At 65.4% G+C, this 12,344-nt stretch carries 13 protein-coding genes and 1 pseudogene; 4 read left to right on the forward strand and 10 right to left on the reverse strand.

The window, feature by feature from the left end:
- Positions 1 to 33: 33 nt before the first annotated feature.
- A pseudogene (locus M6G65_RS06330) lies at positions 34 to 1,865 on the forward strand (diguanylate cyclase domain-containing protein); the annotation flags it as partial.
- A 198-nt stretch (positions 1,866 to 2,063) separates the two neighbouring features.
- Here the strand turns inward: M6G65_RS06330 and M6G65_RS06335 are convergent.
- The 4 genes from M6G65_RS06335 to M6G65_RS06350 form a co-directional block, all read right to left on the reverse strand.
- Positions 2,064 to 3,932: a TniQ family protein gene (locus M6G65_RS06335; RefSeq protein ID WP_250103712.1), complete on the reverse strand. Its 1,869-nt coding sequence runs from the start codon at positions 3,930 to 3,932 to the stop codon at positions 2,064 to 2,066.
- On the reverse strand, positions 3,929 to 5,071 hold the full coding sequence (locus tag M6G65_RS06340) for an ATP-binding protein (RefSeq protein ID WP_238198801.1): 1,143 nt from the start codon (positions 5,069 to 5,071) through the stop codon (positions 3,929 to 3,931). Before M6G65_RS06340 ends, M6G65_RS06335 begins: the two co-directional genes overlap by 4 nt.
- Before the next feature lie 76 nt (positions 5,072 to 5,147).
- Positions 5,148 to 7,412 carry a Mu transposase C-terminal domain-containing protein gene (locus M6G65_RS06345; protein WP_238198802.1) on the reverse strand — a complete coding sequence of 755 codons (2,265 nt, stop codon included), beginning with the start codon at positions 7,410 to 7,412 and terminating at the stop codon, positions 5,148 to 5,150.
- Positions 7,409 to 8,020, reverse strand: coding sequence for a Tn7 transposase TnsA N-terminal domain-containing protein (locus M6G65_RS06350; protein ID WP_250103713.1), 612 nt, complete (start codon positions 8,018 to 8,020; stop codon positions 7,409 to 7,411). Before M6G65_RS06350 ends, M6G65_RS06345 begins: the two co-directional genes overlap by 4 nt.
- On the opposite strand from M6G65_RS06350, the gene M6G65_RS06355 reads away from it, so the two are divergent.
- Complete coding sequence (locus M6G65_RS06355) at positions 7,998 to 8,192, forward strand: hypothetical protein (RefSeq protein WP_238198804.1); 195 nt, start codon at positions 7,998 to 8,000, stop codon at positions 8,190 to 8,192. The two genes, M6G65_RS06350 and M6G65_RS06355, sit on opposite strands and share 23 nt — an antisense overlap.
- 603 nt (positions 8,193 to 8,795) lie before the next feature.
- Here M6G65_RS06355 and M6G65_RS06360 read toward each other — a convergent pair.
- Positions 8,796 to 9,095, reverse strand: coding sequence for a hypothetical protein (locus tag M6G65_RS06360; protein WP_238198805.1), 300 nt, complete (start codon positions 9,093 to 9,095; stop codon positions 8,796 to 8,798).
- A gap of 4 nt (positions 9,096 to 9,099) precedes the next feature.
- Positions 9,100 to 9,987: a 3'-5' exonuclease gene (locus M6G65_RS06365; protein WP_238198806.1), complete on the reverse strand. Its 888-nt coding sequence runs from the start codon at positions 9,985 to 9,987 to the stop codon at positions 9,100 to 9,102.
- 112 nt (positions 9,988 to 10,099) lie between these two features.
- On the opposite strand from M6G65_RS06365, the gene M6G65_RS06370 reads away from it, so the two are divergent.
- Entirely contained in the window at positions 10,100 to 10,366 is a 267-nt protein-coding gene (locus M6G65_RS06370; RefSeq protein ID WP_238198807.1) for a helix-turn-helix transcriptional regulator, read from the forward strand.
- A 130-nt stretch (positions 10,367 to 10,496) separates the two neighbouring features.
- On the opposite strand, the gene M6G65_RS06375 is transcribed toward M6G65_RS06370, so the two are convergent.
- On the reverse strand, positions 10,497 to 10,781 hold the full coding sequence (locus M6G65_RS06375; RefSeq protein ID WP_238198808.1) for a hypothetical protein: 285 nt from the start codon (positions 10,779 to 10,781) through the stop codon (positions 10,497 to 10,499).
- On the reverse strand, positions 10,778 to 11,188 hold the full coding sequence (locus tag M6G65_RS06380; protein ID WP_238198809.1) for a DUF1236 domain-containing protein: 411 nt from the start codon (positions 11,186 to 11,188) through the stop codon (positions 10,778 to 10,780). Before M6G65_RS06380 ends, M6G65_RS06375 begins: the two co-directional genes overlap by 4 nt.
- A 40-nt stretch (positions 11,189 to 11,228) precedes the next feature.
- On the opposite strand from M6G65_RS06380, the gene M6G65_RS06385 reads away from it, so the two are divergent.
- Positions 11,229 to 11,429 carry a hypothetical protein gene (locus M6G65_RS06385; RefSeq protein WP_238198810.1) on the forward strand — a complete coding sequence of 67 codons (201 nt, stop codon included), beginning with the start codon at positions 11,229 to 11,231 and terminating at the stop codon, positions 11,427 to 11,429.
- Positions 11,430 to 11,453: 24 nt separating this feature from the next.
- On the opposite strand, the gene M6G65_RS06390 is transcribed toward M6G65_RS06385, so the two are convergent.
- Positions 11,454 to 11,927 carry a tellurite resistance TerB family protein gene (locus M6G65_RS06390; RefSeq protein ID WP_250103714.1) on the reverse strand — a complete coding sequence of 158 codons (474 nt, stop codon included), beginning with the start codon at positions 11,925 to 11,927 and terminating at the stop codon, positions 11,454 to 11,456.
- Between the two features lie 30 nt (positions 11,928 to 11,957).
- Positions 11,958 to 12,329: a hypothetical protein gene (locus M6G65_RS06395; protein ID WP_238198812.1), complete on the reverse strand. Its 372-nt coding sequence runs from the start codon at positions 12,327 to 12,329 to the stop codon at positions 11,958 to 11,960.
- Between the last annotated feature and the right edge of the window lie 15 nt (positions 12,330 to 12,344).

Genomic DNA, 12,344 nt, shown 5'->3' on the forward strand with positions numbered 1-12,344 from the left:
CAAGTTCGCCACAAGCCTCTGCTGGTTGTCTACATGTTGACCGTGATCGGCTGCTTCGTCGGTGAACACAATCCGTGGCTGGTGGCCCTCGCGGCGCTTGTCTGCACGCTGGCGAGCGCGACGGCGATCGCGTTGCTGACCCATGCCGGCCGGGCCGGGCGCCGCAGCCGCTACACGTGGCTCGCGATCGCCGCGATCGCGGGCGGTTCGGGGATCTGGGCGACGCATTTCCTGGCGATGCTCGCCTACGCGCCGGGGCTGCCCTCGGGCTACGGGGTCGGCCTGACGCTGCTCTCGTACGTCGATGCCGTCGCGATCGCCGGCCTGGGCTTCGCGCTGGCCGCGACGGGCGGGCGGGTGCGCGGGGCGATCGGCGGCGGCGTGGTGGGCGGCGGCATCGCGGCGATGCACTACACGGGCATGGCCGCCTACCAGGTGACCGGTCACCTGATCTGGAGCCCCGTCCTGGTGGCGGTCTCGGTCGTGGTCGGCTCCGTCCTCGGGGCGGCGGCCCTCGTTGTCGGCCTGTCGGCGCCGACGATTCGGGGCCGGTGCGTGGGCGCCTTGCTGCTGATCCTGGCGATCTGCGGCCACCATTTCACCGGCATGGGCGCGGTCACCATCCTGCCCGATCCCCTGGTGGCGATTCCGGAGAACGCGATCCGGACCGAGTGGCTCGCCGCCGCCGTGGCGCTGGCGAGCTGCCTGATCCTGCTCCTGGCCGGCGCCGCCCTCGTGCTCGACCTGCGGGAGCGCAAGCGCGCCGAGTTCGAGCGCGAACGCCTGCTCAGCCTCGCCAACGCGGCCGTGGAGGGGCTTGCGGTCTGCCGCGAGGGCGTGATCGTCAGCGCCAACGACGCCTTCATCCGGCTCGCCGGCGCCGGGGCGGACGCCCTGATAGGGACGCGCCTCGCCGCCTATCTGCCAAGCCTCACGCCCGGGCTCGGAACGCCGGACCAGCCCCTCGAGGCCGACCTCGTCCAGGCGGGCGGCGGCACGATTCCCGTCGAGGTGATCATGCGCCCGGTCACCGAGTACGGGAACCAGCCGCACCATGCTGTGGCGGTGCGCGACCTGCGCGCGCGGCGCCGGGCCGAGAGCGAGATTCACTACCTCGCCCACCACGACGCACTCACCGGGCTCGCCAACCGCACGAGCTTCCACGCGCGGCTCGAGCGGGAGATGCGCGCCGCGGATGTCCAGGGCACCCGGCTCGCCGTCCTCTGCCTCGACCTCGACCGCTTCAAGGAGGTCAACGACCTGTTCGGCCACGCGGCCGGCGACGCGATGCTGCGCGACCTCGCGCTCCGGGTCGGCGGCCTGCTGGACGCCGCGCAGCTGATGGCCCGCCTCGGCGGCGACGAGTTCGCGATCCTGACGCCGCAGACCGACGGCGCCGCCGAGCGGCTGGCCGAGCGGATCCTAGACGCCCTGGCGGCGGTGCGGCCGCCTCCGGCCCGGTGATCGCCACGAGCATCGGCATCGCGGTCTATCCCGACGACGCGCTGGACCAGCGGGCGCTCCTGAGCCACGCCGATGCCGCGCTCTACAGGGCCAAGAACGAGGGCCGCGGCACCTGCCGCCGCTACGACGCCAGCATGGGCGCGCAGATCCGCGATCGGCGGCAGCTGGAACACGACCTGCGCCACGCGGTGTCCCGCAACGAGCTCGAACTCGTCTACCAGCCGCAGACGCAGATCGAGTCCGGCGGGGTCACGGGCTTCGAGGCGCTGCTGCGCTGGCGCCACCCGAAGCGCGGGACCGTCTCGCCGGCCCTGTTCGTGCCGATCGCCGAGGAGACGGGGGCCATCCTGGAGATCGGCGCCTGGGTGCTGCGGGCGGCCTGCCGGACGGCGGCCGGCTGGTGTCAAGCGAACCAAAGTATTCTGATCCGTTCTTGCTAAGTGCTTGTTTTTTCGAGCCTCAGCATCCGAATGCGACGCGATCCTTCGCGAAAACCGAAGCATACCCACCCCCAACGCGACGAATACCAGCCACTCCGCCGCTGGTCCGACACAGTACAGCGCAAAAGAAAAGGCCCCGGAGAAATCGGGGCCTTTTGCTTATCGCTCAATTTTATTTCGCTTTTCCGCCCGAGGCCCAATGATTGGTATTGCGTCCCTCCAATAAAAATTGGCCCGGGCAACATCTTTTGCAATTGCGGGCCGACATTTCTTAACGGCATACCAAACACGTCGGTACCGCAAGCGACTATAGCCGGCAAGCTCCGCCGCTGAAACGTAAGTGTGATTGAACGCCTCAAAGCTATCGCGCTCGATACATCGCACAACATTGCGAGCGAGCGGATGAACCGACATAGTCGATGTTAAATAATTTTTCTCTATCAGAGCAGCGACAATCGTAGGGTTGACCCACAGAACACTGCGCGCCATTTCCATTGTGACAGCGTCGCCGTCTTCGAGAAGACGATAGGCAACCTCGTTGGGATCGACAAAAATGGAACTCAGCCCATCTAGTTCCGAATGAATGGCCACACGCTTAAGCTTCTTGTCCGATATAAGCTTTATCACATCGATTAAATTGCACCGTGCGCGCCTCGAAGCGGCTGCGATGGGGAACATGACTTTGGATATGATGGAGACTGGCTCGATCCCATCACTAAGTCGCGCGAGGAATTGATCGATATCATCGCGTGAGAAAGCGTTGAGTTTTTGATTGCGCTTTCCCCGATTTTTGATCCGTGGTTGTATAAAACCGTGTTCGGCGATAAGATTAGCCTGAGCGAGGCTGGTCCCGAGATATCGTCGGACCTCATTTAACGGAACGCTGTCCGTATGAGCCTCGAGAAGCGCACGGCCGCTCTCGACCTCGAAGGTCACGAGGTTATCCGGGATCTGCGCATGATCCGGTCGGATCAACCCTGCGGCAGCCAGGATTCTCCTGAGCCGCGCAGGATGGCGTCCTGTCTCGCGAGCTGCGGACGTGATCGAATGATAGACGCGTGTTTCGACCGGTTGCTGGAGTATGATGTCACCCGGCCCAACGGGCATGATTTCGGCGATCTGGCGGCGAACCATATCGCGGACTGGCGCGAAGATGGACTCGTTCTGTCTGAGGGAGAGCGACTGATAGAGGACGCCGAAGACGCCGGGCGGCCCTTCCGATCCGTGGGGCTTGAAGACGTGGCGTCGGTAGACGTCGGAGAGAACCTCTTGAATGGCCGTTTCCCCTCCGCGTGCAATGGTGCAACCGACATCGCCGGCGTGGTGCAGCGCGCTCTCGGATAGGCTCTTCATCTTGGCTTTCGCGCCGACGGTGATGAGTGCGCCGAGGAGTTCACACGTCGCGGTGGCGGCGTACAGATCGAGTTGGTCGAGCCAGGGTGCGCCCGTTGGCTTGCCCGTCAACCGATCGACAACATAGCGCTCCAGCGACGACGGCGCGCGGGCGAGCGGCAACTTGGCAGCCTGTAAAATTTCAGCAGCACGTCCCTGAAGAAGCCGGGTGAAGTCGTGCGTGGACGTTCGCGCGCCCTCTGCGATCTGAATGAGGGCGCGGTGGTGATCCAGGCATGTTCTGATGACTGAGAGCTGCCAGAGCGTCCTGCCGTAAGGCGCGGGTTCGCCCGTGCGCGCAGCGGCTTCGATGTCGTCCCGGGCGCAGAGCGGACACACGTGGACTTTCGTGCGCCGGAGCAGTTTATGGGATAAGCGCTCAGGGCCCAGAAGGAAGTTTGAGCCATCTGCTCGAAGGCTGGCGCGTTCGAGCATCTCGACGGGCGTTCCGGTCAGAGCGCTGAGTTTTGTCAGCGCTGCAGGCTCGCCGTCGACGCAGTCCTGGAACGTGAAGCCCATGTCGAGGCAGAACTCACGGGCGGTCCCAGCACCGTTGTGAACGGCCAATCGGGAGATCCAGCTGGGGACGGACTCGTCAGCCTTGAGGTCAAAGCGCAGGACGAGGGGCGGCGTCACGACGGTCCCCCCATTGCACCTGTCTGGGTGTTTCGGTCCTTCGCGGCATCGAGGATGACGGTAGGCCCGGCGATGCGGATCGTAATCCAGTCGCGGCTGACGAACGGGTTTTCCTCGTCGGTGCAGCCGAGAAGGCCTCTGTACGCCTCCGCGAAGTGGTTGAGCGTGAGCGTGCCATCGGGCCCGACCTGCTGCGGATCACCGACGTCGATCTCGTCGTCGTGCCGGTCGAGAGCGAGGTAATCGGGCCGAAGCGCGGTCTGGATGGCCTCATGGGTGAGTGCGATGGCGACCCCCCACTGATTGCATGCCGCGTGGATGAGACGGGGTGCGAGGTTCGTCGCGATGTCGGCCTCGACGATGAGATCCGCTACCGCGGCGAGCTTGGTGACCATGGCCGCGATCACGGCGTTATCGCCCGGCATTGTAAGGGAGTCGATGTGTATGAATTGAGCGCGGCGTTCGAGTTGACGGTCGCGGTGGATGAAATCCGCGACCTTCGGCAAGCCGCAGACGATGATGGACACACGCCACGTGAGATTGTTAATCAGGTTCTTGATCGTGTCGGAGACTTTATTGATCTCGTCCGAGTTCAGCTTTCGGGTGATGTGCTGCATCTCGTCGAAGACGACGATGAGCTTGTTGCCCCTATCCAAGCGACGCCGCACGCGCTCCCAGACTAGGTTCTCCAAGAGCTCGCGTTCGAGCGGGTAGCCGGTTGCGTGGAGGACTTCGCGCCCGAGGAGCTTGAGCGTGCACGGCGAGGGGACGTTGACGACGACGACGGGGCTGTCCGGTCCCGCGAGGTCCTGTCCCTCGAGCGCGGGATGTCGACGCAGGGTGCGCATCAGGCGGCGTGACTTGCCGGCACCGCTCTCCCCGGTGATGACGAGGATCCGCCCTTCGGCCCGGTTCGTCCGGCTGTAGGGCAGGGCAGTATTGGCGCGCATGCCGGCGTTCAGAATGAGTTTTGTCAGCGCCTTCATGCACACGGCGTCACCGGGCGAAGTCACGTATTTCCCGCGAACCTGCTCAAGCAGTTCCAGGGTTTGATGGCCCTCCGCGCTCAGAAAGTTGCGCAGATCGACGGATGGGTCGGCGGATGGGTCGGTGGCGTCGTCGTCAACTGTGTCGGACATCAGGGATCCTCGAAGAAAGTGAGGGCGGAATGAATGAAAAGGCCCGCACGAAAGCGTGCGGGCCCCTGTCGAAGCGTCAGTCCTCGAGATCGACGATCGGCGGCTTCCGCGGCGGCGTACTCCCCGCATCGGGCTGGGCCGGCCGCGGGCGTGACCGGTTTGGGCGGCGCTCGGGTACGGCGGGAGGCGGGGTATCCGGCGGGCCCACGTAGGGCGCACCGCCGGTCGGGATTACGCCGTCGAGCGGGTTGGCGGCGGTCCGGCCGGCGAAGTCGGCGTCAGTCGGGATCGTGAAGTCGCGCAAGCTGCGCTCGGCCCGGGCGATGTCCTCGGGCTCGGCGAACCGGGTGAGGAAGTGCGCGGCCTTCTCGGCGGCCGTGGCCCTTGCCCCGATCGTGCGCAGCGCCTCGTTCACGATGGGTTGGGTGAGCGCGGCCTGATCGGCGAAGCGTTTCGCCAACATCTCGCACAGCGCCCTGTGATCGGCGAGGCGGACACCGTCGAAGCCGGAGGTCGCCGCGCGGGCCTCGTGCCACGTGCCATCGATCGCGACCGAGATCGCGCCGATATCAAGCGGGTCGAGCCGGATGTCGACCTGGATCTTGCCACGCTTCAGGTAGAGCACCTGCAGGACGTCGGCCCGGTAATCCAGGCCCATGATCTGTAGGCCGTGACGGCCCAGGGTCCGGGTCAGGCGCAGGCCGAAGACGGACCGCCGTTCGTTGCGCCCGGGCACGGGCAGGATGCCGTAATGCCCCGTGAGCCGCGTCCAGGCGTCGGCCGGGGTTTCGCCGCCCAGCCCCGCATGGGGCGTGAGGTGGTAGATGTCGAGGGCGTACCGGACGGCGAGGAGGACGAACTGCTCGACGGTGATGCTAGCGCGCTCCTGCGCCGGGTAATCTCCGCGCTCGACCTTGTTCGAAAAAGCTTGGCCCGTGAACTCGCGCACGAGTTGCAGGCTGAGCGTCTTGAACAACCTCTCGATCGTCCCGCGCAGATGCGGCAGCCCGGCGGGCGGGATGTCGTGGGTGCTGCCGAGGCCGATTACCGCGAGGTGGAAGTCCTCGGCGATGAAAGAGCCGCCGCTGTCCGTGACCACGTCTTCGGGGCGCAGCGCCATATGCTGCCACGACGAGAGCGCCCCGGCGGCCGCGGCGAGGTGGGCCTTGTCGGAGACGACCATCTCCAGGGTCGAGAGCGCGTTGCGGACCGACGCGGTCTGGTCCACGCGCATTCCGACGATACACCGCGTGGCGACGTCGATGGCCACGCATAGGAACCACCTCCGTTTCTTCAGGTCTGCAAGTTGTTCGTCCGAGAGATCTGCTAGCAGGTCGGTTTGGGACAGCAGGAAGAAGAGGTCGAGCTTCCACTCGTCCATCTCGATGCGCTGACCGGGGCGGATGGCCTCAGCCTGTCCTTGGATGAACCTGTGCTTGCGCGTGGCGCGATCGACGCCGAGCCTCTTGGCCTCGACCAGGAACATGTCGAGCGCGTCGATCCGCCGGGCGAGCGTCTTGTCCGAGGGCACGGGGTAGGGCGCGAGCCCGTCCGCGACCCGGGCGTCGTTCAAGGCGTTGAGTGCCGCCCGCATCTTTCGGTGGCACAGCGCCTTTGAGCGCTTGTGCTCGGCCGCGTACTGAGCGGCGTATTCTTGCAGGATCCGCTCGACCTCTGGATGGAAGCGCGGTTTGCGGTTGCCACAGCGGTTGGTCTTCGGCCGGAGCGCCAGGGCGTTGCGACCGGCCGCCTCGTAGTTCTCCAGGTGCGTCTTGAACGTCTCGACGCTCGGCCCGTTGTAGCCCGCCGCCGGGCTTCCCGCCCGGGGCTTGCGCGGTTGCGCCGGCTCGCCGTCCTTACCCGGTGGTCGGGTTCGCGCGTCGGCCCGGGCCTGGATCGTCTGGCCGATCTTTTCCAGCGCTTGCGCGATGCCGGCATTCGATCGGGGCTCCGGTCCCGAGCGCTCGCGGCGCGGCTTGTCGGCGTTCTCGGCGTACCAAGCGGCCTCCCATTTGAGGAACTCGGTGATCCATTCCAGATACCACGCGACTTTTTTCTGGTGATCGAGTGGCAGGTCCGCGAATGCAGTCGCCCCCGCTGTCATCTGTGTGCGCACCGAGATCGCGCCGAAGGCGTTCGCCTTGAACTCGACGCGTCCAGCCATCGACAGCGCGGCGAGCTGGGCGTGGCCAAAGCCTTCGTGCAGGCCGGTGAGGGTATTCTGGAAGACGTGACCGTCCGGGCTGTCGCCGACTTTGCGGAATGCAACGCCGTCTATGGAGACGGCATCATGGGGGCCGATGCGCAGGGGCGCGCCGTTGGGATCGGTGGCGGGGATCATCGGGCCACCTCCGCGATGCGCTCGGCCACGACGGTGACGTGAGACGGGTAATCGATCCGCTCGTCAGCGGTGAGCAGGAGCGCGCGCTGGGCGATCAGCCGGACGATCGCCCGGAATGCCGCCGCGCCGTGCATGCTGGCCGCGACAAGGTCCTTGATGACGACCGTGCCCTTGATCTCCGTGAGGAGGTCGAGGACGGCTCGGTCGGCGGCGTTGGGGAGATCTCTACGCACGGCGTGGATGAGACGCGCGTTGGATATCATCGCTGGCGAGAGTGTTCGTTCGGTGTAGAGGGTTACGCCATCGGCGATCGTCTCCGGGATCTGCGGCGCGATGTGGCGCAGGAACCCGTCGACGTCGTGCTTGCGCGCGTGGCGCTCGTCCTTGACGTCGTAGAAGATCCGTCGACCGTCGGCGAATTCGGCGAGGATGTCGAACGTGTGAAGACGCTGCACGCCCTCGCGGTCGATGTATGGGACCGCAGGCGGCTGTTCCCGGATCCGGACGATCTCCGGAAGTGTCGCGAGCCAGAGCAGAACGCTCTTCTCGATGCTGCTCTCGATGTCGACTTGGCGCATCTCGCGGATGGAGACGAAGCTGCCGCGCATCGATCCTTTCGACCGCAAGCTGATGTTGCGCGACGCGAGTGAAGGCAGCGGTGGCGTGAAAGGTCTGGCGTTCTCGTCCGGCGGCAAGGATGCGGGTACGACCACGGAGCCGGTGGCGTCGGAGCGTGTGGGGTTTGGTTCGTCGAACATGGGTATCCTCATTCATCGATGAGCCCTGCCGTCGGGCAGGGCCGGGGACGAAGCGGACAGCCGTCACCGATCCGCGCTCATGCGCGGGTCGATGAGGTGGATCGCTCCGTTTCAGGGATGCTGAGGATGCTGGGTCTCAGGTGCGGGCACTTGCATCGCTGTCATCGACATGCGATTTTCCAGCCCGTGCCAGCCCCGTGCGATTCCTCGCACCGGTTGACGCAGCATCCTCGTGATGTGTGGGCCGCCGACGCTCGGCCAGGGGTGGTTTAGTCGGTGGATCGATAAGACCGCTTGGGACGTCCGATTGCCGTCGAACGTTTCCAAGCGGTCAGCGGTCAGAGATCGACATACTGCGCTCCTCTTTAGTCCGGCTGGCCCGATGCCGCCGTTCGTTTGCGAACCATAAGCGTATCGCAAGGACGAGGACTAGACCCCAGCGATGGCCGAAGACGGGCCCGGGGGCTCATCATGCCCTGCGTCCAGCGCGCGAATCGCTTTGATTGCAAAGGGTTATCGTTCGCCCCGCATGGGATCTAAGTCTTTGATCCGACTCGATCCTCTCGCACGAAACAGCCGATTTCCCACTTTGGGAATCGCCGAATCGCGGTCGGTAACGTGCGATTCACCATGAATCGCCGGGTCTGACGGCTACCATCGGACCCTCCGGACGGGTCGCAAGACGAGGCCTGGATGAGTATGCCGGCTCCCGCACGGCCTGAATGATCAGGATTGCGAGAAGGACGATGCCGATCTCGATCAGGAGGTAGCCCGCGAGGTAGGCGTGCCAGCGCGCCAATTGACCTTCCAGCGCTTCGACGGCTTCACTGGCTGTGGCGTGGACTGCGGCATCAATCGCCGCGGCCTGCGATGTCGTGAAGCCCGCCCCTGTCAGACGGGCGGCATGATCGGTGACGATCCGCATGGCGCTACACCCGACCGGAGAAGCGGTCGTAGGGGCTGATTGGGACGATCGGTATATCGGCGTCGTGCCGATAGACTTCGAGCCGCAGCCAGGCCAGTTCAGAAGCGACCTCCTCCTCGGGCAGGTCTTTGTACCAGCACCGCATTTGGCTCTTGCCACCATCATCCCAGCGGTATCGGCGCGCCTTCAAGGCATCCTTCGCCTCAAAGGGCGCACGCACGGCCTTCACGCGGTAAAGCGGCGCAAACGCCTGGTCCAACAGATGGCTGAAGCCGGTACGACCCGACCGGGGCAGGGGCCGTGACAGGATCTCCAGCGTCGCTTGGCAATCATCGACCGCGCGATGCGCGGCGTAGATCAGGCCGAAGTCGTTGGCGATGTAGCACAGCTTACCGCCCATCCCCTCGGCGGCCCACGGGACCTGCACGAGCGAGCAACCCCACGGCTTGCTCGCCAGCGCCGGGCAGACGTCCTCAGCGAACGGCCGGTCAAATCCGGCGTTGTGCGCCACGATCAGGTCCGCGCGCTCGACCATGGCGTCGACGCGCGAGCGTTCGATCATGTGGCCTTCGACCATTGCGGCATCGATGCCCGTGAGCCGCGTGATCTCCGGCAAGATCTCCCCGAAGGGCTGTTGATACGAATGATACGGCTCGCCCGCCGACACCAAGCGTCCGTCCACAGTGTAGGTGAATGGCAACGCCCCGAGTTCGATGACTTCGTGGTATGCGGGATCAAGACCAGTGGTCTCGAGGTCGATGAGGAGACCGTGCCGGACCTCGGCGTCGCCGGGGTGTTCGAACACGCGTCGGGGGTGATGTCTGCGTAGCACGCGATAGTCGGGACTGCGCTCCAGCGCGGCCGCGACGAGTTCAGGATCGATGTCGAGCATGAGATTTGCGCTCCTGTGTGAGGTGCGCCTCGAACATAGGTTATGCCCCGCTAAAACGACACATTTTGTGTTGTTTCGATCGATCACGTTTTCGTGAACGGGGGCGGTATCGGTGGAAAAGGAGTTGATCCGAGCTGGACGCGCGCTCCTGGGCTGGTCCCAGGAAGATCTCGCGCAACATTCGGGTGTGAGCCGGCAGATTATCGCGCGTTTTGAGAACGGCTCGCGTCAACCGCACAGTGCCAATTTGCAGCAGCTGGTTTCTGCCCTGCGTGCCGCTGGGGTCACCGAGGTTCGTCGCAAGGATGGCTCAGCCGGTGTGATCGCGAGCGCGGAGGCGCTGCAGGCGGCACGGAACGCTGGAGGCGGGTCGGCCTGATCGCATCGCGATTGTCAAACACCAGCCGACAAAACCGACTTTTATGCTCGGCGACGCCGTAGAGAAGAGCATGAACGACATCTGGCCGGTCAGGAACCGAGCGGCATCGAGGCGAGAGCCCCTGCGCAGATCAAGGCGCAGTCGGATGTGCTGCCATGATGATGGTGGTGACCGCAGTCCGGAACACTTTGTCCCTTGGTCCTGGCCGGGCCATGAGCTCTGCGAGATCCGCAGACCCCTCCACGGCCGCTGCGATATCGAGGCTATGGCCGCTGGCGAAACGATATCGCTTTGCCGCAGGATCACGGCTGTAGGCGTCGATTGCCGCGACGATCTCAAGGCTTGTGATCGTACCAGCCTTGCGTAGGTCGGCGAGCGTCGGGCGTCCGGTCGGTAGGCCGGCCTTGGTCGTCACTCGATCACCTCCACGATACGCCGGCTCGCCGGCTCGACGAGCACAGGATGACCGTTGACGACCGTATAGCTGTACTCCGGCAACGCGAACTCGCGCGGCACGTCGTAGTAGACTATCCCGTCCTCCGGCAGCACGGTTCCGGCCCGCACCGGACCAGGGAGCGCGACGGAGGGACGGTGCTCGCCCAGTGCATAGATGCGGAAGCGCTCGCGGCGGTCGACGCCGAGGATGCCGTTGGCCGTACCGACGGCTGCCCCGATCGCACCACCGACAACGGCCCCGAGCGGACCGGCCATCTCCTCACCGCGCTCAGCTCCGGCCCGAGCGCCGCGCTCCAAACCTTGCGCATGGACGGCCGCAGTGAAGCTGAGCGTCGTCAAGAGCGTGAGAGCGATCGTGACCCGCATGATGTATTCTCCTGCTTCGGTTGAGGGAGGCGCGACTGCCGTGACGACCGAACCTGGACGCGAGATCTACGTGAGCTCGAACGGCGACCACTGGCATCTGCTGTGCGACCCTGCGACCGGGCACGGCTTCATCCGGCACAGGGGCAACGCTGCCTCCGGAGGTCACGTCGCCGAGATCGGCTTGTCCGCCTACCTGGCTGCCGATCTGGCAGCCCCGAACCCCGCGCCCTCTGGTTGCTGATTGCGACGCCGTCCGACGGCGGACTTAGGCCAGCACTTGCCGCCGTGTAGACCGGACCGGCACCGCCTCTAGCAGCTGTGCCTTGTCGACGATCAAGGCCACGGCGATCTCGCCGAGCGCCGCGAGCTCGATGTCGGCGATGCCGTCGTGATCGGCCACATCTGCTGCGACCAGGAACACGCTCTCGCGCTGCTCTGCGGGCCGACCGGCGATCGCGGCAACGCGACGCAGGTTGTCCGCTCGACCGGCCCGGGTGCGCGCGCGGCCGATCGCCTCGTACAGCGCCTCCTCCAGCATCAGGACGTCGAAGCCCTTCTCTATGATGGGGCTGGCGAGCACGCCGGCGAGCGCGGTCTCGAACTCAGCACCCGCGACCTCGCCATCGGCCACGATGACGTTGGCCGCCGCTGACACGCCGGCCTGCATCAGCGCCTCGTCGCCGGCGTAGGCGGTCACCGTCTGACGGAAGTGGGTGAGGAGCTCATGTATGAGGGACATGCTGAGGTGCTGCCGAGCGAGGTGGAGCCGCTAGACGAAGGCGTGAGCCGCGACGTGCGATCCGCCGAGGCTGACCTGTCGACGGGTGCCGCCAGCATGAACTCCATAGCTTGAAGCCGTGCGTGGCCGGCGAGACAGCTCATGGAGCCGATCGCCGACGAGACCCGCAGCTTGGTGAAGGGTCGTCCCGTCACAGGTGGCCGCGATCCGGACGCCGATCTCGTGCGTGTGGCTGCGGCCGTAGAGCCAGACGGCGAGCCGCGCCCGCGTCGCTTCGGGGATACCATCGAGCAGGTCAAAGAGCGCGTCAGGCTCGGCGCGCGTGAGGCGCACCACGCGTTCGAATGGTACTGGGCAGTCGCTGGAGAAGTCCGCAGCGGTGATCGAACGAACTTGGTTCATGGGAAACACCCGCGA

Origin of the sequence: Methylobacterium tardum (assembly GCF_023546765.1) — a bacterium.
Taxonomy (GTDB): domain Bacteria; phylum Pseudomonadota; class Alphaproteobacteria; order Rhizobiales; family Beijerinckiaceae; genus Methylobacterium; species Methylobacterium tardum.